A 25,293-nucleotide genomic window follows, 5' to 3' on the forward strand; every position below is an offset into this window, starting at 1 on the left:
CTATATTCCGTATTTATCCTCTAAATATTCATCCAACAATTCTTCGTCCGAAGCATCTGTCTGGGCGAATCCACGCAAAGCCTCAAAAGCGTAATGCTGTTTTTCAGCCTTAGCCTTTGCCTTAGGCTTAGCTTTAGCCACTAATTTCTTAGCATACTCTGTCAGCTCCTGCTTCAATGTATCCAACTGATAAGACTGAGGTACATCCAATGATATGTTGATAGTTGTCTGCATAATCTTTCCTTTCTTTTAAGAAGTTATATTTTCTGTGGGCAAAGATACGATATTTTTATGAAACTCCAAGGGAAAAAGCTAAAAAAAGCACTCCAAGAAGCGAAAACTCCTCAAAGTGCTCTGAACGAAATATTATCTCTTATTGGTTTTTACTCAATAACTACGGTTGTCCAACCGTGCTTGTCCTCGATGGTACCATACTGGATTCCACGGAGGGTATCATAGAGGTGCTTAGAGATAGGACCTGGCTTCTCACCGAAGTTGTAGCGCTTGCCAGTATCCAAGTCGTCAATGTAGCTGATAGGACTGATTACGGCAGCTGTACCGCATGCACCAGCCTCCTCGAATGTATCCAGCTCATCCTCAGGTATCTGACGGCGCTCTACCTTCATACCGAGATCCTCAGCCAGCTGCATCAAGCTCTTGTTGGTGATAGATGGGAGGATAGAGGTACTCTTAGGAGTAACGTATGTATTGTTCTTGATACCGAAGAAGTTGGCAGCACCACACTCATCCATGTATTTCTTCTCCTTGGCGTCGAGATAGAACTCGCAGGCATAACCCTTCTCGTGAGCAATATTGTTGGCTCTGAGGGAAGCAGCATAGTTTCCACCCACCTTATAGATACCTGTTCCGAGAGGAGCAGAGCGGTCGAAATCGCGGATGATGACGTATGGGTTGGTAGAGAATCCACCCTTGAAGTATGGACCCACTGGAGTTACGAAGATGAGGAAGCAATACTCCTTAGAAGGATGCACGCCCACCTGAGCACTTGTACCGATGAGCAGCGGACGGATATAGAGCGTAGCACCGCTCTCATAGGTAGGAATCCACTCCTGGTTGAGGCGGACCACCTTTTTCACCATTTCCTCGAACATTTCTGTAGGCACCTCTGGCATCAGAATGCCACGACATGTGCTCTGCAAGCGCTTAGCGTTCTCGTCCATGCGGAACACGCGCACCTTGCCGTCTGGGCAACGATAAGCCTTCAAGCCCTCGAAAGCCTCCTGACCATAGTGCAAGCAGGTTGCAGCCATGTGCAATTTCAAATACTCATCAGAGCAAACTTCTATTTCGCCCCATTTGCCGTCGCGATAGTAACAGCGAACATTGTAGTCAGTCTGGCGATAACCAAATGACAAATTAGACCAATCTAAGTCTTTCATAACATCTATATTTTTAATGTTCTACTAATATTTTGAATGCAAAAGTACAAAATATTCTATTAATCTGCAACTATTTTGCAATCTTTTTAGTGAAAACGTTATCATTTTATTCATTTCTGCCATATTAAGGCATAATTTTACCAAATTTATGGGCTATTTTATTCTTGCGCCGGTCCTTTTAGCGGATTACAAATCCGCAATAGTTACCTGTACGGCGGCGGATTGCAAATCCGCCGAAACAAGCGGGGGCTTCAATCCTCCGTAGGCGTTCCTGCGGATTTGAAATCCGCCGAAACTGGTGAGAGGGGGAATTAATCTTCGCTAAGGAGCTTCTTGATTTCCTCATCGGTCTTGGTGAGTTTGTCCTTGCAGAGTTTCACCAGGGTCTTGGCACGCTTCAACTGCTCGGAGAGCTGGTCGATATCGAGCTCATCATTCTCCATTCTTTCTACAATCTGCTCAAGCTCTCTTACGGCTTGCTCATATTTCATTTCTTCTTTTGCCATAATTTAATTTTGTTTGGAGTTAACAGGTTAACAGTTAACAGTGGATATTTTGCACTTCCGACTTCACATTGCCCTCGGCGAACCTCGTTTCAATGATATCGCCACTCTTCAGTTCTGAGGCAGAACGGATGCTCTTGCCATCTTTCAGCGTGATGCTGTAGCCACGTTTCAGCAACAACTCGGGGTCCTGCGCCTGAATGCGCTGAGAGAGGAGCTGCAGACGATGACTCTCGTTGAGCATTTTTCTTTCCAATACCGGCTGGATGTTCTGCGAGAGAATCTCCAACTTGCGCTGGGCATTCGAAACTTTCGACTGGACATTCGAACTGAGACGACTCATCAGACGGTCGAGATAAGCCCCCTGCCGCGTCTTTACCAGCGAGAACTGAACCGGAATGGTGTTGCTCAACCTTTCAAGTCTCATCTTCTCCACCTGCAGCCGGTGCTTCACGTTCTGCACGATAGCCTCCTGCGCATTCATCACCCGGGCATAGACCTCGGTAAGATGATTGATGAGGAAGGCAGCGGCAGCCGTAGGCGTCTTCACACGCTGGAAGGAAATCATATCAAGCACACTCTCATCCCTCTCATGTCCAATTCCCGTGATGATAGGCAGCGGGAAATTCGCCACATTCTCGGCAAGCGCCAGAGTATCGAAACCGGAAAGGTCGCTGGTGGCTCCTCCACCTCGGATGATGACCACGCAATCGAACTCCTCCCATTCGGCATTGATGCAGTCCAGGGCTGCGATGACACTCTGCTCCACCCCTTCGCCCTGCATCGTGGCAGGAAAGAGACGGGTGGTGAACTGCAAACCATAGTCGTTATCGGCAAGCTGATTGCAGAAATCGCCATATCCGGCAGCCGTGGCACTCGAAATGACGGCGATGCGCTGGCAGAACATCGGGAGCACCAGCTCCTTCTGGAGTTCGAAAACGCCCTCAGCCTTCAGCGTATTGATAATTTCCAACCGCTTGCGTGCCATATCTCCCATCGTATAGTTGGGGTCGATATCGTCTACAATCCATGAGAAGCCGTAGTTCTCATGAAACTGTGCATGAACCTTGAGGAGCACCTTCATGCCTGCATGAATGCGCTGTCCGGTGATCCGTTCGAAGTTCGGCTTGATGAGCATCCATCGGTTTCGCCAGCAGGCGGCGTGCGCCTTGGCTATCGGCGTATTGGAGCGCTCGTCCTTTTCGATGAGCTCCAGATAGCAGTGCCCACCATAGCCCTCGCGAGCCTCAGAGAGTTCCGCTTCCACCCAATAGCTGTCGGGCAAGGACATCGAAATGATTTCGCTGACTATCGAGTTTAATTCATAGAGAGACAATCTTTGCTTCATACTCTTATATTTTTGGCACTGAATTATTTTTGGGGCACGGTATTTTTTTAGGCACGGATTACACGGATTACACGGATTTTTTATCAGAGAACAAGGGCGCGAGCCTCCGTGTAATCCGTGCCTTATTCTTTTTTCTCAGTGCCTTATTCTTTCTTCTCCGTGCCTTATTCTTTTTTCTCCGTGCCTTATTCTTTCTTCTCAGTGCCTTATTCTTTCTTCTCAGTGCCTTATTTTTTCTCCGTGCCTACTTAATCGCTTTCCCCGTTTGATAAGCTTTCCAGAAATCAGGAACACCGTAGCCGAAGACATTATCGGGGTGCTGCTGGTTGTTGCCAGCCAATCTCACGAGCTTGATAATCTGCTTGGCAGTCTTGTGGGGGAGCGCCTGCCAGAGACAGGCCACCATGCCCGCAATCAGCGGAGAGGAGAACGAAGTACCGTTATCATTGATGATGCTTCCCCTGCCCGTAATCACCGCAGTAGGACTACCATACGCCATCACATCAGGCTTGATTCTTCCGTCAGCCGTAGGTCCTACGGCACTGAAAGCCGCATTCATCCCCATTTCGTTGATGCTTCCTACGGTAAGAATATCCTTGGCATCGGCAGGGAAATTAATCTTCTTCCAACTGCCCATACCGTCGTTTCCGGCAGAGTTGACGCAGACGATTCCCTTATCGGCACACATCGAAGCCGAACGCGAGATAAGGGCCGTATTTCCATCCTGCTCATAATAATGATGATTCATCTTCGCATCATCAAAACCATGATAACCCAGGGAGGAATTGATAATATCCACACCGCAGCTGTCAGCATATTCCGCAGCCTCAGCCCAGTAATCCTCCTCGGCAAGACTCTCCGTGCGCTCGTCCTCGCAACGCACCAGCAGATACTGCGCATCCGGAGCCACACCGATATAAACTTCAGGCAGATTGGCAGCCATCGTAGAGAGGACCATCGTTCCATGCTCCATCTCAGCAAAGACATTCTTTGATTCAGGCACCACGAAATCACGGATGCCTGCCAGATGAATGCCATGAAGCGCCGGAATCTTATCCACATTCATGAATCCACCGTCAAAGACAGCTATCATCAAGCCCTTGCCCCGATAGGCATTGGCATGGAGTTTCTCGCCATTCAGGGCTTTCAGCTGATCCTTAGCCGCACCGTATTCGCCGGAAGCATCGCTCGTCCAGTCGTTATTTCCCTTTCTAACAGAAGAACGCACACGCTGGGTAACGGAATCGGGCGCCTCAAAGACCTTCCGGGTCTGGGTGATGAAATCCAATCCCTCCAGTTTCCGCAGTTCCTTCTCCTTGTGGATGCGGACCAGCAGAGTATTGTTCCACTTGCTCTTGCCCACAATCTCAATGCCCGCATCGCTCACGGCCTTGAGATAGGCAGGAGCTACGGGCAGGTCGGTCACGTCGACGGGAAGCCCCTGACGCTTGCGGCGCTCTATGGAACGGGAAGAGAGAAACTCCTCCGGACGCTCTACGGAATAAGGCGTATTCATCAAATCCTTATCCTTGAGATAGAGACGATACATCATGCACTTGCCACCAGGGAAAGACACCATATCAGTCTCCGTGATGCGAGGCAACCGCATCATCTGCTCAAAATTTGTAACCCTGTCATCATGAGCCAGCAATGAAAGGGTGGTCATTAAGAATGCATATAGCATTAAATATTTTTTCATCATTATAGGTCAATCCGGCTTGATTCGCCGGCTGTCATTGTTTATTGTTATTGTTTATTCTAAAGTGCAAAAGTACAGAATTTGTACGAAAACTCCAAAAGAAAAGGGAAGTTTTTATCAGTAAATGCAAGTTTTTCTTATATATATAATAAGGTATCAGATATTTTTTGTACTTTTGCAGACAAGTAGTCGACGCTGCTGCTTTCTGAAAGCAGCAGGCGATGGGCTATGAGGCAAAAAACAGATATAAATGGAAAATAAACAAGCGACATTAGAATTAGGTACCAAGCCTGTGGGCAAGCTGCTGGTTCAATACGCCTTGCCGGCGATGATTGCCATGACAGCCTCTTCGCTCTACAACATCGTAGACCGAGTATTCATCGGTCAGGGTGTGGGAGCCATGGCCATCTCAGGACTTGCCATCACCTTCCCCTTCATGAACCTCACCGCTGCCTTCGGAGCCGGTGTGGGCGTAGGAGCGTCTACAGCCATCAGCGTGAAGTTGGGACAAAAGGATTATACCACAGCGCAGAACATTCTGGGTAACACGATTTCACTGAATCTCATCATCGGTATCGGACTGAGCATCATCTGTCTGCTCTTCCTCGACCCTATCCTGAGATTCTTCGGAGCCAGCGACCAGACACTCGTCTATGCCCACGAGTACATGGTCATCATCCTGCTGGGCAATGTGGTGAGCCACATGTATTTCGGCATGAACGCCCTGCTCAGGGCGGCGAGCAAGCCCAAGCAGGCAATGTACGCCACCATCTTCACGGTGGTGATGAACGTGATACTGGATGCCCTCTTCATCCTCGTGTTCAAATGGGGAATACAGGGCGCCGCCATCGCCACCATCCTATCGCAGCTGATGGCTATGATGTGGCAGTTCAAGCTCTTCAGCAACAAGAATGAGCTGCTCCACTTCAAGAAAGGCATCTACAAACTGAAGAGAAAACTCGTGGATAATATACTTGCCATCGGCATTTCGCCCTTCCTGATGAACGTATGCGCCTGCATCATCGTTATCTTCATCAACAACCAGCTGGTAAGATTCGGAGGCGACCTCTCTGTAGGTGCCTACGGAATAGCCAACGGTATTGCGATGGTGTTCGTGATGTTTGTGTTCGGCGTTAACCAGGGAATGCAGCCTATTGCAGGCTACAACTATGGAGCCCAGAAACTGGACCGACTGATGCGCGTACTGAACCTGAGCATCATTGCCGCCACCGCCATCATGGTGGTAGGATGGCTGATAGCGATGTTCCTGCCTTACTACTGCGCAAGAATGTTCACGACCGATAAGCAGCTGATAGACCTGGGCATCAAGGCAATCAGAGTGGTGATGTTCTGCTTCCCGGTCATCGGTTTCCAGATGGTTATCACCAACTTCTTCCAGTGCATCGGAAAGGTGAAGATCAGCATCTTCCTCTCGCTCTCGAGACAGTTGCTCATTCTTCTGCCGCTCCTGGCTTTCCTGCCGATGATATGGGATATTGACGGTGTATGGTACAGTATGCCTATCTCCGATTTCTCAGCCGCAGTCATCGCTGCCATCGTGATGGTGTGGTACATGAACAAGTTGAAAAGACAACATAGAGAAAACATGAAAGTTAACAGTTAACAGTTAACAGCTAAAATTTTATACTTATGACCAAGATTATCATAAACGTAGGTCGCCAGATAGGAAGCGGCGGCCATATCATCGCCGAGAAGCTGGCGGAAGAATTCGGTTGCAAATGCTACGACCGTGAGCTGCTGAACCTGGCAGCCAAGGAGAGCGGATTCTCCGAGAAATTCTTCGAGCAGAACGATGAGCAGAAGGGATTCTTCAAGTCTCTCTTCCATACTCATCTGCCATTCCTTAGCGATAACAACTTTTATCATAACGACTTCTCACAGGAAGGCTTATATAAATTCCAGAGCGACGCCATCAAGAAGGCTGCCGATCAGGGCAACTGCGTTTTCGTGGGCAGAACCGCCGATTATGTGCTCCGTGACTACAAGAATGTAATCAACATCTTCATCACAGCCAATATCAACGACCGCATCAAGGCAGTCTGCAAGCGAAAGGACATCGACAGAGCCTCCGCTCGCAAGTTTATCGAAAGCCACGAGGAGCAGCGCGCCTCTTACTACGATTACTATACAGGCAAGAAGTGGGGCCACAGCGAAAGCTACGACCTCTGCATCAACAGCAGCCATCTGGGAATCGAAGAGACAGCCAAGTTTATTGCAGAATTCATCAGAAAGAAATTTAACTTATAATATAATGAAGAAGATTATGCTTTTGGGCTCAGGCGAACTGGGCAAAGAGTTTACCATCGCCGCAAAGCGAGCAGGACAGTATGTCATCGCTTGCGACAAGTATGACAATGCACCAGCCATGCAGGTAGCCGACGAGCGAGAAGTGTTCTCAATGCTCGATGGCGACGCATTGACCGCAGTGGTAGAGAAACATCACCCAGACATCATCGTGCCTGAGATTGAAGCTATCCGCACCGAGCGACTCTTCGACTTCGAGAAGGAGGGCATTCAGATTGTACCTTCTGCCCGCGCCGTGAACTACACCATGAACCGCCGTGCTATCCGCGACCTGGCTGCCAAGGAACTGGGTCTGCGCACAGCCAAGTATTTCTACGCAAAGACCTTCGAGGAGTTCAAGAACGCAGCCGACGAAATCGGCTTCCCATGCGTAGTGAAGCCTCTGATGAGTTCAAGCGGTCATGGACAGAGCTATGTTCACAACGACGATGAGCTGAAGGAGGCTTACAAGGAGGCAATGGAAGAAGGTCGCGGTGACGTGAAGGAAGTTATCATCGAGGAATTCATCGACTTCGATTCAGAGTTCACCCTCCTCACCATCACCCAGAAGAATGGTCCTACCCTCTTCTGCCCACCTATCGGCCATGTACAGAAAGGCGGTGACTACCGAGAGAGCTGGCAGCCATTCCAGATTCCTGAGGAGGCTTTGAAGAAGGCTGAGCACATCGCAGGCGAAGTGACCAAGGCTTTGACCGGTGCCGGCCTCTGGGGCGTAGAGTTCTTCCTGAGCAAGCAGGGAGAGGTTATCTTCTCTGAGCTGAGTCCTCGTCCACACGATACAGGTATGGTTACTCTCGGTCACACTACCAACCTGAGCGAGTTTGAGCTCCACTTCCGTGCCGTGATGGGCTTGCCTATCGCCGGAATCCACCTGGAGCACGTAGGCTGTTCTGCCGTCATCCTCTCACCGGAAGAGAGCACAGAGCCATTGAACTACAACATGCTCGATGCCCTGAAGGAAGACCACACCCGCATCCGCATCTTCGGTAAGCCAGAGGCTCACGTGGGTCGCCGCATGGGTGTCGTTCTCTGCTACGGCGAGAAGGGCGATGACCTCAACCAGCTCCGCGACAAGGCAAAGCGCCTGGCAAAGACCGTATTGGGTACCGACCCATATATGAAGAAATAAACAATACATATAATATATAATAGGTACAGGAAATGGGGAAACTTCTGTTTTCTGTATCTATTATTTCCTTAGACGAATGAAAGAAATCGGAAAAATCATCGATCTACCCCTGGAAACAACTTCTACCGGTGAATTCGTATCTATTGACGACAAGAAGCAACAGATTCCCTTCCGGGTGAAACGGGCCTACTGGATATATGGAGTGCCTCAGGGAGAAAACCGGGGTGGACATGCTCACAAGCAGCTCCGACAGGTAATCATTGCTGCCAAAGGCTCCTTTACGGTCAATCTGGACGATGGACACGAGAAGAAGCAATACCATCTGACCCGTCCCGACCAAGGCTTGTTTCTGGATACGGAAATCTGGCGCACCCTCGACAACTTCTCGCCAGGAGCTGTCTGCCTTGTACTCGCCTCAGAGCCTTACGATGCCGATGATTATCTATATGAATATGAAGAGTTTCTGGATTACATCTCTTCCCGAAAGAGATAATCCGAGAATCCTATTTAATCCACTACAGGAATGATAACTGTCAAAAGATACACCCCAGAAAACCATCAGACTTGGAATGAATTCGTAAAGCAATCCCGACAGGGAACCTTCCTGTTTGATAGAAACTATATGGATTATCATCAGGATCGATTTCACGACCATTCCCTGATGATTTATTATAAGGACAAGCTCTATGCCCTGCTGCCAGCCAACGAGGTGGTTTCTGATTCCGGCAATAAGGTGGGTTCTGATTCTGACATTGAGATTTCTCTAAAAGAACTGGTTTCCCATCAGGGACTTACGTATGGCGGTCTGCTCACCTGCAACAAGATGACAGCAGCGCTTACCTGCGAAACCTTCGAAGCCATCGGAAACTATCTGAAGCAGGAAGGCTTTTCGAAACTCACCTATAAGGCAATCCCTTGGATTTATCACAAGATTCCATCCGAGGAAGATCTCTATGCCCTTATCCACACAGGCAAGGCTAGTCTCAGCACCAGGGAAATATCCACCACCATTCCGCTGCAGAACAAGCTCAGATTCTCTGAACAGAGAAGAAGAGGAATCAGAAAGGCAAAGAGAAACCAGCTCATCATCAGACAAAGTACCCCCGAAGATGTACTTGCCTTCTGGAACATCCTCGACAACAATCTGCAGCAGAAATATCATACCCGTCCCGTACACAGCAACGAGGAACTGCAGCTTCTGATGAGCCGTTTTCCGGAAAACATCATCGGCTATTCTGTTCTCAAGGACGAGGAAGTCATTGCAGGAACCATCCTCTTCATCACTCCACAAGTAATACACACCCAATACATCGGAGCTTCAGAAAAGGGGAAGGAAGAGGGAGCCCTGGACCTGCTTTTCGATTACATCATCAACCAGAAGAAATGGAACGCCCCATTCATCGACTTCGGTAAATCGACCGAAGACAGAGGAAACTACCTCAATGCCAACCTCATCCACCAGAAGGAAGGTTTCGGAGGAAGAGGAGTGGTTTATGATACGTATGAATGGAGATTATAAGAAAATATAAATCCCGAAATTCCACATCAGGAACTTCGGGATTTGTCTATAGAGTTAACAGGTTAACAGTTAACACCTGTTTTTTGCATACTTACCTACTATTATACTTTATTTATAAATGCAGCATTCTGCCTCTTACAAGAGTATAACAGTCACACCACGAGCAGCCTGCGCACCCATAACCAAAGCCTGCTCAATATCGGCAGTCTTGGAAGGACCACTGATGAAAGTACCGAAATTATACTTCGGATCCATCTCAATACGGGCATAAGCCTCATGCATATTGTTCACAATCTTGGATTTTTCGAGGAAAATTACAAGATATTCCGAGATGAAAAGCACCGCTTTCTCCTTCATGGTCTGAGGAATCCAGACGCAACCGTTCTCAGCCACGCCCACTTCACCACGAACAATACCCACATCGGTACCATTCAGGTCGTTGGCCTCAGCCACGGTATCAGGATTCTTCTGCGCGATGGTAATCTCAGGCAGATGAGAAGCAAAGACCTTGGCTTCCGGATAAGCCTTCTTCACCAGCTCATCCAGGCTCTCGCCTTCCTTCGCCTCTATCACGTGTCCACCCACAGACTCAGTCATCTCAATAAACTGCTTCAAGGTATCCTCATACTGGATTCCCTTGACATCTACGGCAGGCATATCGAATTGAACGTGCGTATTCTTACGCAACTTGTTCAGGAAATCTTCTTTATTCATTGAAATTTGAACTTTGAACTTTATAATCAGTAAAGCCGTTGAATTCTTCACTCTTCACTTAAATCACTTCACCTTTCCTTCTTTCCAAAGCTGATGGAAACTCTTCTTTGCAAACTCAGGCTTGGCGTGACCGATACCCCAGGCATTCCAGTGGCTGAAGTGCGTGCAGCACTCTGGAACCAGATTGACAAGCGGAGCAAACTTCAGGGCGGTAGTGTAGAGCGCAGGACGATCGAAGAGATATTTCATACCATTCGACATCGCCTTCTTCACAGAATCTGCCTTGCCCAACTTGTCCAGGCTCTGGCGCCAAGCGTAAATCTGCGAGCCAGGACCTACCTTGGAAGGGCAGACGTTATCGCATGACAAGCACAAGGTACATGCCGAAACATTGTCGCTGTACTTCTGCGGATTCTTCAGCATACCCAGGTTCACACCGATAGGACCCGGAATGAAATAGGTGTAACTGTAACCGCCCGAACGGCGATAAACCGGACAGGTGTTCATGCAGGCTCCACAGCGCATGCACTTCAAGGTCTGCCAGTGGTCCTTGTCGGCGAGAATATCGCTTCTGCCATTATCCACCAGAACCACATGCATCTCAGCACCCGGACGAGCCTGACGGAAATGAGAAGTATAGGTAGTGGTAGGCTGACCGGTTCCACAGCGGCAGAGCAGGCGCTGGAATACAGCCAGTGACTTATAGTCAGGAACCAGCTTCTCGATACCCATCGCTACGATATGGAGCTTAGGCATGGAAGTAGTCATATCGGCATTACCCTCGTTGGTGCAGACCACACAATCGCCGGTAGCAGCCACACCGAAGTTACAGCCGGTCATACCTGCTCCAGCTTCCATAAACTGGTCTCGGAGATGATGACGGGCACAGCGGGTCAGGTAAGTAGGATCGTAGTTTCCGATTTCCTTGGAGATTCCCTTCTCCTCGAACATCTTTCCCACTTCCTCACGCTTCAGGTGGATGGCAGGCATCACGATATGGCTAGGCTTCTGACCCAGAAGCTGGATGATACGCTCACCCAGGTCGGTCTCCACCACGTCAATGCCGTGCTGCTCCAGATAAGGATTCATCTCGCACTCCTCGGTGAGCATCGACTTCGACTTCACCATCTTCTTCACGTTATGGTCTTTCAGAATACCGAGCACAATCTCGTTGAACTCCTGTGCATCCTTTGCCCAGTGCACCTTCACCCCACGGCTCTCCAGGTTCTTGGAAAACATATCGAGGTAATCGGCAAGATGGGTGATGGTGTGCATCTTGATTTCAGACGCATGCTCGCGGAGGTCTTCCCACTCAGGAAGTTCCTGCGCCATCTTATCTCTCTTCTGACGAACAGACCAGAAGGTAGCATCGTGCCAGGTGGTCTTCTCTACGTTCTGCGTAAACTTCGCAGCTCTTTTGGAATGTTCTGTACTCATAGTCCTGCAGCTAAAATTTGAACAACATGGATAAACTTGATCGGCATATTCTCCTTCTTGGCAATACCAGCCATGTGCATCAGGCAGGAAGAATCCGGTCCGGTAACATATTCGGCACCCGTAGCCATGTGACGCTTGATCTTGTCCTCGCCCATACGGGTAGAAACGGCAGGCTCCTCGATAGAGAACATACCACCGAATCCGCAGCACTCATCCTTGCGCTCCGGTTCGTGGATGGTAATACCTTCCACCATATTCAACAGGTCGATAATCTTATTGAATGGCTTGATGTGTCGCTCAGAAGGAGACGATAATCCAAGCTCGCGCACACCATGGCAACTGTTGTGCACACTGACCTCATGCGGGAATTTGCCAGGCACATGATCAACCTTCAGCACATCGTGAAGGAACTCCACAACGTCCATAATCTTTTTAGAGGAAACACACTCGTGCTTACCCTCAAGAATCTTAGGGTAATACACCTTCACGTAAGCAGCACATGATGCAGAAGGAGCTACGATGTAATCGTAATCCTTGAACAGTTCATCAAATGTCTCAATGACCTTCTCCGACTTGTCCTGAAAACCAGCGTTTGCCATTGGCTGACCGCAGCAAGTCTGTTTTTCGGGATAACCCACGTCCAGTCCGTAATGCTTGAGCAACTTGTATGTAGCCACACCCGCTTCAGGGTATAAGGCATCTACATAGCAAGGGACGAATAATCCGACTTTCATTGTTGTATATTTATCTTGTTTGCTATTTTTTATTCTTTTTCTACATGACCAAAAGTCGCTGCAAAAGTAACAAAATAATTGCAAAAATACGACATTCTAGAGAAGAAATAATAATAATTGATGTTATTTAACTGTAAAGATTTGCAGAAAATTTGGAATAATCAAATAAATAGCGTAACTTTGCAACTCGAAATAGTGTGTCTACCATTTGTGAACTAACGCAAATACAGTTTAGTTGCTAAAAACATAAATAATAAGACATATAAAGAACAAACTTATAGTTATATAACATGATGAAGAAACAGCTTAAGAAAGTCCTCGTACTAGGTTCTGGTGCTTTGAAGATTGGCCAGGCAGGTGAGTTTGACTATTCCGGTTCGCAGGCTCTCAAGGCCTTGCGCGAGGAGGGTATTAGTTCCGTCCTCATTAATCCAAATGTTGCTACAATTCAGACAAGTGAAGGTATTGCTGACAGGGTTTATTTCTTGCCGGTGACACCTTTTTTTGTAACTGAAATTATCAAGAAGGAGCGCCCTGACGGCATTATGCTCGCTTGGGGTGGACAGACTGGTTTGAACGTTGGTACAGAACTTTACCTCAACGGTGTGCTCAAGGAGTACGGTGTGGATGTGTTGGGTACTTCGGTAGAGGCAATCATGAACACAGAAGACCGCGACCTCTTCGTAAAGGAGCTCAACAAGGTTGATCTCAAGGTTCCAGTAAGCCACGCTTGCGAGAACATGGAGGAGGCTGTGGCTGCGGCACGCAACATCGGCTACCCTATCATGATCCGTTCTGCCTATGCGCTGGGTGGTCTCGGTTCTGGTGTCTGCAAGACTGAAGAGGAGTTCAAGGAGATTGCTGAATCTGCCTTCACTTTCGCACCTCAGGTGCTCGTTGAGGAGAGCCTGAAGGGATGGAAGGAGATTGAGTTCGAATGCATCCGTGATGCCAACGACCGTTGCTTCACCGTTGCCTCTATGGAAAATTTCGACCCACTCGGTATCCACACTGGTGAGTCTATCGTAGTGGCTCCTACCTGTTCTCTTACCGACGAGCAGGTGAAGATGTTGCAGGACATCGCCGTGAAGTGTGTCCGTCACCTCAACATCGTGGGTGAGTGCAACATCCAGTATGCTTTCAATGCTGAGACCAACGACTATCGTATCATCGAGATCAACGCTCGCTTGAGCCGTTCTTCTGCCCTCGCTTCTAAGGCTACAGGTTATCCGCTCGCCTTCGTTGCAGCTAAGATTGCCCTCGGTTATACACTCGACCAGATTGGCGAGATGGGTACTCCTAACTCAGCTTATGTGGCTCCATCACTCGACTATATGATCTGTAAGATTCCTCGTTGGGACCTTACCAAGTTTGCTGGTGTAAGCCGCAAGATTGGTTCTTCCATGAAGTCTGTAGGCGAAATCATGTCTATCGGCCGCTCATTCGAGGAGATGCTCCAGAAGGGTCTCCGTATGATTGGCCAGGGAATGCACGGTTTCGTTGGCAACGACCACACCAAGTTCGATAACCTGGATGAGGAGCTTTCCAACCCTACCGACCTACGTATCTTCGCCATCGCCCAGGCTTTGGAGGAAGGCTACACCATCGAGCGCATCGAGGAGCTGACAAAGATTGACCCTTGGTTCATCGAGCGCATGAAGAATATCGTAGATTACAAGCACAAGCTTTCTGAATATAATACTCTGGAGGAGATTCCTGCCGAGGTATTGCGCGAGGCTAAGGTATTGGGCTTCTCTGACTTCCAGATTGGCCGCTTCGTATTGAAGACCAAAGATACCAACATGGAGAAGGAAGTGCTCACAGTTCGTGCTCTGCGTAAGAAGTTGAACATTCTTCCTGCCGTAAAGCGCATCCCTACTGTGGCAAGCGAGCATCCTGACCTCACCAACTATCTCTACATGACTTACGCCGTAGAGGGTTACGACATCAACTACTATAAGAACGAGAAGTCTGTCATCGTTCTCGGTTCGGGTGCTTACCGCATCGGTTCTTCAGTAGAGTTCGACTGGTGTTCAGTAAACGCCATCAATACAGCCCGCAAGTTGGGTTACAAGTCAATCATGATCAACTACAATCCGGAGACCGTATCTACCGACTACGATATGTGCGACCGTCTCTACTTCGATGAGCTTTCATTCGAGCGTGTACTCGATGTCATCGACCTGGAGTCACCACGTGGTGTGATTGTTTCAGTAGGTGGTCAGATTCCAAACAACCTGGCTATGAAGCTCCATCGCCAGTCTGTGCCAATTCTGGGTACATCTCCTGTCAACATCGACCGTGCAGAGAACCGCGGTAAGTTCTCTGCCATGCTCGATAAGCTCGGCATCGACCAGCCTAAGTGGAGCGCCCTCACCTCTATGGAGGATGTTCAGAAGTTCATCGACGAGGTAGGCTATCCTGTGCTCGTTCGTCCATCTTACGTTCTTTCCGGTGCAGCCATGAACGTTTGTCACGATGATGATGAGCTGCGTCGCTTCCTGGAGGCAGCTTCTGAGGTTTCTAAGGAGTACCCAGTGGTTATCTCTCAGTTTATGACAGAGACCAATGAAATCGAGTTCGACGGTGTGGCTCAGAACGGTGAGATTGTAGAGTATGGTATTTCAGAGCACGTAGAGTATGCTGGTGTTCACTCTGGTGACGCAACCATGACCTTCCCTGCCCAGCAGATTTCCTTCGCTACAGCCCGTCAGATCAAGAAGATTTCACGTGCCATCGCCAAGGAGCTCAACATCTCTGGTCCTTTCAATATCCAGTACCTGGCTAAGGGTCGCGATGTGAAGGTTATCGAGTGTAACCTCCGTGCATCCCGTTCATTCCCATTCGTGAGCAAGGTATTGAAGCGCAACTTCATCGAGACGGCTACCCGCATCATGCTCGACGCTCCATACCAGAAGCCAGACAAGTCTGCCTTCGATATCGACCGCATGGGTGTGAAGGCTTCACAGTTCTCATTTGCCCGCTTACAGAACGCCGACCCTGTTTTGGGTGTAGATATGAGTTCTACCGGTGAGGTAGGTTGTATGGGTGATACTTTCGAGGAGGCATTGCTCAACTCATTGATTGCCACCGGCTACAAGATTCCTTCAAAGGATAAGGGCATCATGCTTTCAAGCGGTGGTGCTAAGGAGAAGGCTTCTCTGCTCGATGCAGCCCAGGCACTGGTGAAGAACGGTTACACCATCTACGCTACAGCCGGCACAGCGAAGTTCCTGAACGAGAACAACGTGAAGGCTACTGCTGTAGGATGGCCTGATGAGGACCACAAGGATATCCCTAACGTGATGCAGATGATTGCCGACCACAAGTTCGACCTCATCGTCAACATCCCTAAGAATCACACCAAGCGTGAGCTCACCAATGGTTACAGAATCCGTCGTGGCGCCATCGACCACAACATTCCTCTGTTCACCAATGCCCGCCTGGCTTCCGCCTTCATCGAGGCATTCTGCACATTGAGCCAGGACCAGTTGCAGATTAAGAGCTGGCAGGAGTACGAGTAATCTCGTTGTTTTTTAGGCACGGATTACACGGATTTTTATGAGAGATGATTATCTCCGCTAGGCGTCCCGCCGGATTTGAAATCCGCAGCAAAGGAAGGCGTCCCGCCGGATTTGAAATCCGGCGCTAAAAAATGTCCTAACCTTTTTAGGCTCTGCGGATTTGAAATCCGCAGTAAAGGAGTATGCTTCTCCTTTTGTTGGGGGATTACAAATCCCCCGGTTTTAATAGGTCGAACATTTTTTGACGGCGGATTGCAAATCCGCCGGGACACCATAATCTCACGCAAGGATTTACCCAAACGCCCAGAAAGGGCAGAATTTCCTAGCCCAGGGCAATCGTCCTGGGTTAGATAACAATCAGCAAAGTCGCCCTGTAAGGGCAAAAGCTTTGAAAACAAAAAGCTTTTGCTCTTACAGGGCTTTTTTATTCTCTACCATGAGAAAAAAAAGCCGAAATGATGGCTTTCTCATTATTTTATTGTACCTTTGCAAAGAGAAATTAGAATAAAGAATGATAGTTTGTATAGCAGAGAAACCGAGCGTGGCTAAGGACATCGCCCGAATCATCGGGGCTACCACGGCACGCGACGGTTATATGGAAGGTAATGGTTACCAAGTAACATGGACCTTCGGCCACCTTTGTGAGCTGAAGGAACCGGATGATTATACTCCGATGTGGAAGCATTGGAGCCTTTCGGCGTTGCCGATGATTCCACAGCGCTTCGGCATCAAGCTCATCAACGATGAAGGCATCAAGAAGCAGTTTGCCACCATCGAGAAACTGATGCAGGCTGCCGACAGCATCATCAACTGCGGTGACGCCGGACAGGAAGGAGAGCTCATCCAGAGATGGGTGATGCAGAAGGCGCAGGCAAAATGCCCCGTCAAGAGACTGTGGATTTCATCCATGACCGATGAAGCCATCAAGCAGGGATTCCAGGAACTGAAAGACCAGGGGGAATATCAGTCGCTCTATCTTGCCGGACTTTCCCGTGCCATCGGTGACTGGATTCTCGGCATGAACGCCACCCGACTTTATACATTGAAATACGGTCAGAACAAACAGGTGCTCAGCATCGGCCGGGTGCAGACCCCTACCCTTGCCCTGATCGTAAACCGCCAGAAGGAAATCGACAACTTCGTTTCCGAACCTTACTGGGTACTCGCCACCATCTACCGCGACACCCAGTTTACGGCAACCAGCGGCAAGTTTACCAGCAAGGAGGAAGGAGAGAAAGCATTCAGTACCATCGCCGGCAAACCCTTCACAGTCACAGATGTAAGCAAGAAGAAGGGAAACGAGGCGCCACCTCATCTCTACGACCTCACCTCGCTGCAGGTAGATTGCAACAAGAAGTTTGCTTACTCTGCCGATATCACGCTGAAACTCATCCAGAGTCTCTACGAGAAGAAGTACACCACTTATCCTCGTGTAGATACCCAGTTTCTGACAGACGATATCTATCCGAAATGTCCGCAGATTCTGAATGGTGTGAGCCAGGCAAAGATAGCCAGTCAGCAGAAATATCTGCCGCTCATCCAGCAGCTCGCAGCCACCGGCAAGAAGCTGCCGAAGAGCAAGAAGGTGTTCGATAACAGCAAGGTAACCGACCACCACGCCATCATCCCAACCGGTGTTCCGCCAACCGGACTCACCGATATGGAGGCGAATGTCTATGACCTCATCGCCAAGCGCTTCATCAGCGTGTTCTATCCGGACTGTAAATTCTCTACCACCACCGTATTGGGCGAAGTAATCAACGAAGATGGTCCAAAACCGGAAAAGATAGAGTTCAAGGTGAGCGGCAAGGAGATTCTCGAACCGGGCTGGCGAGTAGTCTATGCCAAGGATGCGAAGAATGCCGATGACGACGATGCATCAGATAACACCAACGGAAACGATGGCGGAAATGCAGGCGATGGAACCGGAAACGGTGCCAAGAAGGAAGTGGTAGAAGAAAGAACCCTCCCCTCTTTCGTGAAAGGCGAATCGGGAGATCATCAGCCTACACTGACGGAGAAATGGACCACGCCACCTAAGTATTATACCGAGGCAACCCTGCTCCGTGCGATGGAGACAGCGGGTAAATTCGTGGAAGACGAGGAACTTCGTGCAGCATTGAAGGAGAACGGAATCGGTCGCCCATCCTCCCGTGCCGGCATCATCGAGACCCTCTTCAAGCGCCACTATATCCGTCGCCAGCGCAAGAACCTGATGGCAACTCCTACAGGTATCGAACTAATCGACACCATCCACGAGGAACTCCTGAAGAGCTGCGAGCTGACCGGTATCTGGGAGAAAAAGCTCCGAGACATCGAGCACAAGACCTACGACCCTGCAGAATTTATCAACGGCTTGAAAGAACAGATCAATCAGATTGTCATCGATGTTCTATCGGATAACAGCAGCCGGAGAGTAACCATCATGACGGAGGAAGATCTCAAGAAAAAGCCAGCAAAGAAGAAAGCTACAGCAAAGAAGGCTCCAGCCGACCAAATGGTAGGCAAGCCATGTCCGCTCTGCGGAAAGGGCGTTATCATCAAGGGTAAGACCGCCTATGGTTGCAGCAACTGGAAATCAGGCTGTCAATATCGCCAGCCATTCTCGCAGATGTAATAAGATATAGCTCAAGTTCGCAAGTTCAGGAGTTAAAGAAGTTAAAGGAGTTATCGCTCCCTACGGTCGCTGAGGAGTTAAGACAATAGTCTTTTTGGCGAAGTTTTTAAGCTGAAAGACATACGTCTTAACTTCCTTAACTCCTTAACTTCCTTAACTCCTTTAACTTCCTAATATGCGAAAGTTTAATCAATATGAAGCAAATAAGACTTTATCAATTCATAACAGCACTCTGCTGCCTTCTTCTGATAAGCTGCGGCATTGACAAGAACCTTAAGAAGGGAGAGAAGTTCCTTTCTCTGGGCGAATACTACGATGCTGCCGACCAGTTCAAGCAGGCTTATACCAAAACTCCAGCCAAAGAAAGAGACAATCGAGGAAAGATTGCCTTGAAGATGGCTCGCTGTTATGAGAAGATCAATTCTACACCAAAGGCGATTGCCGCTTATCGCAATGCCATCCGTTACAACCAGGCATCATTGGACGACCGCCTGGCTTACGCCCGTATGCTCTTGAAAAACGGTGAATACAAACAGGCAGAAAAAGAATTCAGAATCCTCGTAGATTCAATGCCCGACAATGTTCTTGCCAAAAACGGATTGAAATCTGCACAGAAGGCTCCCATCTGGAAGAAAGAAGGAAGCCGATACAAAATAAAGAAGATGGACGTATTCAACTCCAGAAGAGACGACTATTCACCCATGCTCCTGGGCGATGAATACGACCAGCTCTATTTCACCTCTACCCGGAATGAGGCAGAAGGTGATGAACTCAGTGGAATCACCGGCACCAAAGCCGGCGACATCTTCTTGTCAGAAAAAGACGATAGGGGAAAATGGAGCAAACCCGAAGCCATTGGTGGTGGACTTAATACCGCCTATGACGAAGGAGCCTGTTGCTTCACTCCTGACGGAAAGGAAATGTATCTTACCCTGTGCACCACCGACCCATCCTCTCCCCGCTATGCTCAGATAGTAACCTCCTCTCGCTCGGATGCAGCCTGGGGCAAGACATCCCAACTGCAAATAACGAGAGATACGCTGAGCAGCTATGCCCATCCTGCCATCAGTCCCGATGGCGAATGGCTCTATTTCGTATCAGACATGCCGGGAGGTGTAGGCGGCCTTGACATTTGGCGTATCCGTCTTACGGCTGCCGGTCTTGGCGGTGTAGAGAATCTCGGTGAACCCATCAACACACCGGGCGACGAGATGTTCCCTACCTTCCGTCCCAATGGCGACCTTTACTTCAGTAGCAATGGTCATGTAGGCATGGGCGGTCTCGACATTTTTATCGCCAAAGTAGACAAGAAGACTCGCAGATACAAGCTGGAGCATCCGGGTTATCCGCTCAATTCAGAAGCAGATGATTTCGGAATGACATTCGAGGGTCCACACAACCGTGGTTTCTTCTCATCCAACAGAAAGGACGGACGAGGCTATGACCACATCTATTCATTCGAGAACCCGGAGATAGTCACCACGATGAAGGGTTGGGTCTACGAGATGGACGGCTATGAACTGCCAGCAGCCCAAGTGATGGTGGTAGGTAATGACGGAACCTACAAGAAATTGCCGGTGAAGAGCGATGGTTCCTTCTCCATGGTTATCAACACGAAGGTAGATTATCTGGTAATGGCTTCCTGCAAGGGATTCCTCAATCATAAGGAGGAATTGAGAGTAGATACGGCTAAGGAGAGCAAGGAGTATGTACTCCAGTTCCCATTGGCTTCCATCACTGCCCCCGTACTCATCGACAACATCTTCTATGAGTTTGACAAAGCTACCTTGACGTCAGCCAGCACCAAGGCACTTGATAAACTCGTGGAATTGCTGAAGGAGAATCCAAACGTAACCATCGAGCTGAGTGCCCATTGCGATTACAAGGGAAATGCCGAATACAACAAGCGGTTGTCTCAGCGCCGTGCCCAGTCTGTAGTAGATTACCTGATAGCCCATGGCATCGAGAAGGAGCGCCTTACCCCAATGGGATATGGCAAGGAGCGACCAAAGAAGGTTCGCAAGAAGCTGACCGAGAAATATCCTTGGCTCAAGGAGGGCGACGAACTCACCCAGGAGTTTATCCTCAAGCAGAGCAAGGAGCATCAGGAAATCTGCAATCAGTTGAACCGCCGCACCGAGTTCATCGTACTTCGCACTACATACAATATGTTTGACGAGAAGGGCAACCTGAAGAATCCTCCGAAACCAAAGCCAAAGAAGGAAGAATCCAATGGCAACGGCTTCGATTTCGAATTTGACTTGGAATAAAAAGAACGGATATAGATTAGGCACGGATTACACGGATTGTAATCCGTGCCTAAAAACAGCAAAGAACATTTACCCTTTTACCTTTAAAAGATTGATTGTCTGTGTTTTTCCCGTGATGCCTGTTACCACGGCGATTCCATTGTCACGAATCTCCACCTTCTCATATTTGGCATCAACAATCACTTTTCCTTTCAATGTCATAACGCCCCAATGTCTGGGAACCTGTTCAAAGGCGCAATAGGCACCGACAGGTAGCGCTATACTGCAGTAGAGGGGTGGCACGATAACTTTACCATCTATCTTCACGCCCCATTTCTTTCCTGCTTGGTACAATTCCACATGTCCTGCCTCTGACTTCTCATGCAAAAGAAGCATCTCGTTTGCTTCCATTTCCTTCTTTTGCAACATCGCCTCATGATAGTATTTCTTGCCAAGGCGAGGCATCACGACATTCAAATCTTCCTTCTCATTCTTTGGATTATTGCATCCTATATAAGTCTTCTTCAAATTTGAATCCACCAGGTAGTAGTCCTGCTTGCTGTCCATAACAACGATACAATCACCATACAGGACAGCACATAGCCAATACACATGTTCGTAATCATTACGCAGGAAACATACATTCCTGCTCTCTTCATTGCTCATGCGCATCTTCCCTTCATCACCCTCACAATAGTACCATACTTGACAACCGATAGCAGAAGGTCTGAATCTGAATATCATATAATACCCATAATTCAGAAAATCATATTGTGAAGGACGATATGGCAGAGAAAAATTTTCTTGGGTTCGAGACATGAAGATGTCGTTATATTCTATAAACTCCCATCCTTTTATGTTGACCACCTGGGGAGCCTCTGCTACGTTAGTGCCATCGTCGATGACTGCCTTTGCCAACAGGTCATAATAGCATTTCGCCTTTCTGCGAGGTCGGTAGAACAGGATGTTTCCGTTCAGTAGTTTCATGTCATAGTAATCGCCCGGCTCCAGTACCTGCTCTCCTTGTCGGTTCACTACTGTCATCTTTCCATCAGGCAACTTGATGATAGCGAACTCCCCTTTGCTATCCACAAACTCACGATACTGTAGTGTTTGGAGCAATTCTTCATGGCTCATCACCATCATCATTTCCGAGTCTGGATGAATCCGAATACCGTCTTGTTCCTTGTTCATCAGGAAAAACTCTCTTTCCTTCGGAGTCTCCATTTTCTTGCCCACTTTCAGCTTTCCTTCGAACATAGCATTCCAGTTCCATACTTGAGAAGGCAACCCAAACACCCGATACAGTCCCACATTATCTATAATCACGCAGCTCTTCTTCCCCTTAGCCACTCGCAATCCACGTCCCACCATCTGCAGATACTTGGCAAGCGACAATGTTGGTCGAGCCAACTGTACAAACTCCACATCCGGACAGTCAAATCCCTCCGAGAAGATATCCACATTCACCAATACTTGTATAGGAGCAAGTCCATCAGCAAGGCGGTTTACACTGCACAAACAATCTGGCGAATAACCTGAAACCTCCTTTGATGCGCCAGCCAACAAAAAATCTGGCGAGACCTTTGATGGTCCGCCATCCTTAGAGCGTAGCGGTTCCGAGCGACGAGGAGGAGCGGTTACATCCCCGCTTCCTGAGGAAGAGGGGCTTGGGGAGAAAGTGGAGCCCTCTTTGGAAAGAGGGACGGGGTGATTCGAAAAATCTCCTTCTTTAAGGGTAAAGAGGGTTTCTGTCCCCGAACGGGGGAACCGAAGGGGGTGTAAAGACCATTGAGGGTGGGTTTTCGAAAAAGATAAGGAAGAAGCTTTAAACCTTTCAATTAGTTCTTTTCGTAAAGAACTTGGCGTTTTACTGTCAATAGCAACAGCCGCTATGCCGTGTTCTCTGTAGAACTCGGCAATAGCATTAGCATGACTGATATTGATAGCATACACGATGCCCTTTCTGTCTTTACCAAATTCTTCCAAGCTCCGATAGAGCCTTTCGATACTCGGTTTCTTATTCAGCAACATATCCATTTCCTTGTTTTGGTAGTCACCATCTGCCCCTCGCTTCTGCAAGGAGTCGATGAGCCGTTGCGTCACACCATCCGATTTGATGCTCACGAAATCGTATGTCGCCAATCTTCCCTTGCTGATAAACTCGGGAATATCCCATGACTGCACCAAGACATCAAACAGGTCAGTGAATCCCTTTCCGTTCAATCGGCAAGGAGTAGCCGTCAGTCCCAGGAACTTAGCCTTCGGGAATCTCTCCCACATCTCCTTATAGGTCTTGGCAAGCGCATGGTGCGCCTCGTCAATCACGATCATCCCCGGTTCTTCCTCTATCTCATCATAGTGTTTAACCAACCATTGTATCGACACCGCCTTGATAGGAACATTGAATGCGCCAGCCGACAAACAATCTGGCGAGATCTTTGATGCTCCACTCATCCCCAGGCGGTCCCATCCCGCACAATCTGGCGAGACCTTTGATGGTCCGCCAACCTTAGAGCGTAACGGTTCCGAGCGACGAGGAGGAGCGGTTACATCCCCTGTCCCCTGAGGGGAAAGGGGCTTGGGGAAAGCGGTGGAGCCTCCCTTAAGGGTAAGGGAGGACGGGTGGGTTTTCGAAAAAACCCCTTCTTTGGCTAAAGAGGGACGGGGTGATTCGAAAAAAACTCTTTGAATCGTTTCTCGAATCTGAGAAACCAACTCCCTTCTATGGGCAACAATCCAAACATTACAATCGGAATGTTCCCTCAAAAACGATTCTACGACCGAAGCGAGTAGAACCGTTTTTCCCGTACCCGTTGGCATTTGTGCCATCACGGACCGATGAAGGCGCAACGCCTTCTCAATCCGTTCCTTCATATCCTCTTGGTAATCAAAAAGCTTGATTACATTCATATTTTCAAATTATAATTAAATATTGTTATATTTTCGCCATATTGGTTGACTACTCCGGATAATATCAGCGATACCAATAGATTCTCTTTGAGAATGCCATGACTACAGCTCTAGGTAGTAAACTCATCAGCATAGCCCATTGATTGGTCTATGCTAATAAACATATTCTAAAACGGCAAGAAATTCCTTCAACTTTAAATCTTTGTTAATTTTACATAGAGATATATCATATATATAGAATATATTATGTATCTTTGCAAAAAAGTAGAACCATTTAAATAAATACATTTATGAGTACAGTTTCAGTAACACCTTCCAAAAGAAAAATCATCGACTTAAAAGATGATACTTTTAAGACCCTATCCATAATGGCTATTCAGAAGGGAACCAACCTCAAAAACTATATTGAGGATATACTTAATGGTATAGCCGAGGATTACGAAGATGCAAAGCTCTATGCCAAATTAAGAAAAGAGCAGCCAGAGGGCCTCATCCGTGCCAACAAAGAAGAACAAGAAGATTTTGAAAAGTGGTTAGGCGTATGAAAGTCGAATTTTCTAAAGCCTTTATCAAAGCTTCCAAACATCTTTCCGGTAAGATGCTCGATTCTTTAAGACGTACGATAGCAGAAGTTAAAGCAGCCAAAGACATTCAAGATATCACTGACTGCAAGGAACTTGTTGGGTATCGTAATATATATAGAATTCGTTTAGGAGACTATAGAGCACTATTTACTCTAGAAATCGAGTTTTCTGGCAATACTATATTCTTTCAATATCTTTCTCCACGAGGCGAAGCCTATGGAAAAAAGATGAAAACAGATCTTAAGCGAATAGACAAAGAATAATTATATTCTTCTGTCTCCCCCTTTCCCCCGGCGGTCCCATCCCGCACAACCATGGCGAGAGCTTTGAAGTTAAACAGGTCTCCACCTTTCCCCCGGCGGTCCCATCCCGCATAAAATGGCGCAGACCGCTTTGGTCCGCCAACCTTAGAGCGAAGCGGTTCCGAGCACCGGAGGGCGGTTACATCCTTCCCTTTTCGAGAAGGGTAAGCATCCAACCCCTATGACAATACAACTCCATCCCCAGTGTTTACTGGGGATACAGAGTATTTTAAGAAATTGGACTTTTCTGATTTTTAAACAGGTTTAACTAAAAGTGCCTCTGTCATCAAGGCATA

General features: G+C 48.2%; 19 protein-coding genes. 10 read left to right on the top strand and 9 right to left on the bottom strand.

Features of this window, described 5'->3' with window-relative positions; genetic code table 11:
• The 5 genes from ACTQ53_RS11985 to ACTQ53_RS12005 form a co-directional block, all read right to left on the bottom strand.
• The gene (locus ACTQ53_RS11985) at window positions 1-234 is read right to left on the bottom strand and encodes a hypothetical protein (protein WP_441933147.1); all 234 of its coding nucleotides are present in this window, start codon (window positions 232-234) and stop codon (window positions 1-3) included.
• Between the two features lie 149 nt (window positions 235-383).
• Entirely contained in the window at window positions 384-1,400 is a 1,017-nt protein-coding gene (locus ACTQ53_RS11990) for a branched-chain amino acid aminotransferase (RefSeq protein WP_153079366.1), read from the bottom strand.
• 311 nt (window positions 1,401-1,711) lie between these two features.
• The gene (gene xseB, locus ACTQ53_RS11995) at window positions 1,712-1,906 is read right to left on the bottom strand and encodes an exodeoxyribonuclease VII small subunit (protein WP_089544660.1); all 195 of its coding nucleotides are present in this window, start codon (window positions 1,904-1,906) and stop codon (window positions 1,712-1,714) included.
• Window positions 1,907-1,940: 34 nt separating this feature from the next.
• On the bottom strand, window positions 1,941-3,251 hold the full coding sequence (xseA, locus tag ACTQ53_RS12000; protein WP_294972287.1) for an exodeoxyribonuclease VII large subunit: 1,311 nt from the start codon (window positions 3,249-3,251) through the stop codon (window positions 1,941-1,943).
• A gap of 244 nt (window positions 3,252-3,495) precedes the next feature.
• Complete coding sequence (locus ACTQ53_RS12005) at window positions 3,496-4,953, bottom strand: S8 family peptidase (RefSeq protein ID WP_441933148.1); 1,458 nt, start codon at window positions 4,951-4,953, stop codon at window positions 3,496-3,498.
• Between the two features lie 247 nt (window positions 4,954-5,200).
• Between ACTQ53_RS12005 and ACTQ53_RS12010 the strand changes: the two genes are divergently transcribed.
• The 5 genes from ACTQ53_RS12010 to ACTQ53_RS12030 all read left to right on the top strand — a co-directional run bounded on the left by ACTQ53_RS12010 (window position 5,201) and on the right by ACTQ53_RS12030 (window position 9,923).
• The gene (locus tag ACTQ53_RS12010) at window positions 5,201-6,574 is read left to right on the top strand and encodes an MATE family efflux transporter (RefSeq protein WP_441933149.1); all 1,374 of its coding nucleotides are present in this window, start codon (window positions 5,201-5,203) and stop codon (window positions 6,572-6,574) included.
• Window positions 6,575-6,600: 26 nt separating this feature from the next.
• Entirely contained in the window at window positions 6,601-7,218 is a 618-nt protein-coding gene (locus ACTQ53_RS12015) for a cytidylate kinase-like family protein (protein WP_295346419.1), read from the top strand.
• Between the two features lie 4 nt (window positions 7,219-7,222).
• Complete coding sequence (purT, locus tag ACTQ53_RS12020) at window positions 7,223-8,404, top strand: formate-dependent phosphoribosylglycinamide formyltransferase (RefSeq protein WP_217761464.1); 1,182 nt, start codon at window positions 7,223-7,225, stop codon at window positions 8,402-8,404.
• 76 nt (window positions 8,405-8,480) lie between these two features.
• Complete coding sequence (locus ACTQ53_RS12025; protein WP_294971634.1) at window positions 8,481-8,897, top strand: sugar 3,4-ketoisomerase; 417 nt, start codon at window positions 8,481-8,483, stop codon at window positions 8,895-8,897.
• Window positions 8,898-8,927: 30 nt separating this feature from the next.
• Entirely contained in the window at window positions 8,928-9,923 is a 996-nt protein-coding gene (locus tag ACTQ53_RS12030) for a GNAT family N-acetyltransferase (protein WP_441933150.1), read from the top strand.
• Between the two features lie 135 nt (window positions 9,924-10,058).
• Here ACTQ53_RS12030 and ACTQ53_RS12035 read toward each other — a convergent pair whose 3' ends face one another.
• From ACTQ53_RS12035 to ACTQ53_RS12045, 3 genes are all read right to left on the bottom strand, one after another.
• Window positions 10,059-10,637 carry a LutC/YkgG family protein gene (locus ACTQ53_RS12035; protein ID WP_264950661.1) on the bottom strand — a complete coding sequence of 193 codons (579 nt, stop codon included), beginning with the start codon at window positions 10,635-10,637 and terminating at the stop codon, window positions 10,059-10,061.
• Between the two features lie 63 nt (window positions 10,638-10,700).
• Window positions 10,701-12,074, bottom strand: a complete 1,374-nt coding sequence (locus tag ACTQ53_RS12040) for a lactate utilization protein B (protein WP_441933151.1) — start codon at window positions 12,072-12,074, stop codon at window positions 10,701-10,703.
• Window positions 12,071-12,808 carry a (Fe-S)-binding protein gene (locus tag ACTQ53_RS12045; protein WP_294971626.1) on the bottom strand — a complete coding sequence of 246 codons (738 nt, stop codon included), beginning with the start codon at window positions 12,806-12,808 and terminating at the stop codon, window positions 12,071-12,073. The genes ACTQ53_RS12040 and ACTQ53_RS12045 overlap by 4 nt, the downstream gene beginning before the upstream one ends.
• A 293-nt stretch (window positions 12,809-13,101) precedes the next feature.
• Between ACTQ53_RS12045 and carB the strand changes: the two genes are divergently transcribed.
• The 3 genes from carB to porE all read left to right on the top strand — a co-directional run bounded on the left by carB (window position 13,102) and on the right by porE (window position 21,219).
• Window positions 13,102-16,332: a carbamoyl-phosphate synthase (glutamine-hydrolyzing) large subunit gene (gene carB / locus ACTQ53_RS12050; protein WP_294971624.1), complete on the top strand. Its 3,231-nt coding sequence runs from the start codon at window positions 13,102-13,104 to the stop codon at window positions 16,330-16,332.
• Window positions 16,333-16,843: 511 nt separating this feature from the next.
• The gene (locus ACTQ53_RS12055; protein ID WP_441933152.1) at window positions 16,844-18,949 is read left to right on the top strand and encodes a DNA topoisomerase 3; all 2,106 of its coding nucleotides are present in this window, start codon (window positions 16,844-16,846) and stop codon (window positions 18,947-18,949) included.
• Between the two features lie 194 nt (window positions 18,950-19,143).
• Window positions 19,144-21,219: a PorE family type IX secretion system protein gene (gene porE, locus ACTQ53_RS12060; protein WP_441933153.1), complete on the top strand. Its 2,076-nt coding sequence runs from the start codon at window positions 19,144-19,146 to the stop codon at window positions 21,217-21,219.
• Between the two features lie 69 nt (window positions 21,220-21,288).
• Here the strand turns inward: porE and ACTQ53_RS12065 are convergent, their stop codons facing one another.
• The gene (locus tag ACTQ53_RS12065; protein ID WP_441933154.1) at window positions 21,289-24,111 is read right to left on the bottom strand and encodes a DEAD/DEAH box helicase; all 2,823 of its coding nucleotides are present in this window, start codon (window positions 24,109-24,111) and stop codon (window positions 21,289-21,291) included.
• 290 nt (window positions 24,112-24,401) lie between these two features.
• Here ACTQ53_RS12065 and ACTQ53_RS12070 point away from each other — a divergent pair, with 290 nt between their 5' ends.
• Window positions 24,402-24,656 carry a hypothetical protein gene (locus tag ACTQ53_RS12070; RefSeq protein ID WP_089542550.1) on the top strand — a complete coding sequence of 85 codons (255 nt, stop codon included), beginning with the start codon at window positions 24,402-24,404 and terminating at the stop codon, window positions 24,654-24,656.
• Window positions 24,653-24,958, top strand: a complete 306-nt coding sequence (locus ACTQ53_RS12075; RefSeq protein ID WP_441933155.1) for a type II toxin-antitoxin system RelE family toxin — start codon at window positions 24,653-24,655, stop codon at window positions 24,956-24,958. Before ACTQ53_RS12070 ends, ACTQ53_RS12075 begins: the two co-directional genes overlap by 4 nt.
• Window positions 24,959-25,293: the final 335 nt, after the last annotated feature.

The organism is Prevotella sp. Sow4_E9_plate, assembly GCF_052116205.1.
Classification (GTDB): Bacteria; Bacteroidota; Bacteroidia; order Bacteroidales; family Bacteroidaceae; genus Prevotella.

What these genes read in the sequence shown, in the direction of transcription:
- ACTQ53_RS11985 (WP_441933147.1), bottom strand. Translation starts at nt 234, where the DNA reads ATGCAGACAACTATCAACATATCATTGGATGTACCTCAGTCTTATCAG.
- ACTQ53_RS11990 (WP_153079366.1), bottom strand. Translation starts at nt 1,400, where the DNA reads ATGAAAGACTTAGATTGGTCTAATTTGTCATTTGGTTATCGCCAGACT.
- xseB (WP_089544660.1), bottom strand. Translation starts at nt 1,906, where the DNA reads ATGGCAAAAGAAGAAATGAAATATGAGCAAGCCGTAAGAGAGCTTGAG.
- xseA (WP_294972287.1), bottom strand. Translation starts at nt 3,251, where the DNA reads ATGAAGCAAAGATTGTCTCTCTATGAATTAAACTCGATAGTCAGCGAA.
- ACTQ53_RS12005 (WP_441933148.1), bottom strand. Translation starts at nt 4,953, where the DNA reads ATGATGAAAAAATATTTAATGCTATATGCATTCTTAATGACCACCCTT.
- ACTQ53_RS12010 (WP_441933149.1), top strand. Translation starts at nt 5,201, where the DNA reads ATGGAAAATAAACAAGCGACATTAGAATTAGGTACCAAGCCTGTGGGC.
- ACTQ53_RS12015 (WP_295346419.1), top strand. Translation starts at nt 6,601, where the DNA reads ATGACCAAGATTATCATAAACGTAGGTCGCCAGATAGGAAGCGGCGGC.
- purT (WP_217761464.1), top strand. Translation starts at nt 7,223, where the DNA reads ATGAAGAAGATTATGCTTTTGGGCTCAGGCGAACTGGGCAAAGAGTTT.
- ACTQ53_RS12025 (WP_294971634.1), top strand. Translation starts at nt 8,481, where the DNA reads ATGAAAGAAATCGGAAAAATCATCGATCTACCCCTGGAAACAACTTCT.
- ACTQ53_RS12030 (WP_441933150.1), top strand. Translation starts at nt 8,928, where the DNA reads ATGATAACTGTCAAAAGATACACCCCAGAAAACCATCAGACTTGGAAT.
- ACTQ53_RS12035 (WP_264950661.1), bottom strand. Translation starts at nt 10,637, where the DNA reads ATGAATAAAGAAGATTTCCTGAACAAGTTGCGTAAGAATACGCACGTT.
- ACTQ53_RS12040 (WP_441933151.1), bottom strand. Translation starts at nt 12,074, where the DNA reads ATGAGTACAGAACATTCCAAAAGAGCTGCGAAGTTTACGCAGAACGTA.
- ACTQ53_RS12045 (WP_294971626.1), bottom strand. Translation starts at nt 12,808, where the DNA reads ATGAAAGTCGGATTATTCGTCCCTTGCTATGTAGATGCCTTATACCCT.
- carB (WP_294971624.1), top strand. Translation starts at nt 13,102, where the DNA reads ATGAAGAAACAGCTTAAGAAAGTCCTCGTACTAGGTTCTGGTGCTTTG.
- ACTQ53_RS12055 (WP_441933152.1), top strand. Translation starts at nt 16,844, where the DNA reads ATGATAGTTTGTATAGCAGAGAAACCGAGCGTGGCTAAGGACATCGCC.
- porE (WP_441933153.1), top strand. Translation starts at nt 19,144, where the DNA reads ATGAAGCAAATAAGACTTTATCAATTCATAACAGCACTCTGCTGCCTT.
- ACTQ53_RS12065 (WP_441933154.1), bottom strand. Translation starts at nt 24,111, where the DNA reads ATGAATGTAATCAAGCTTTTTGATTACCAAGAGGATATGAAGGAACGG.
- ACTQ53_RS12070 (WP_089542550.1), top strand. Translation starts at nt 24,402, where the DNA reads ATGAGTACAGTTTCAGTAACACCTTCCAAAAGAAAAATCATCGACTTA.
- ACTQ53_RS12075 (WP_441933155.1), top strand. Translation starts at nt 24,653, where the DNA reads ATGAAAGTCGAATTTTCTAAAGCCTTTATCAAAGCTTCCAAACATCTT.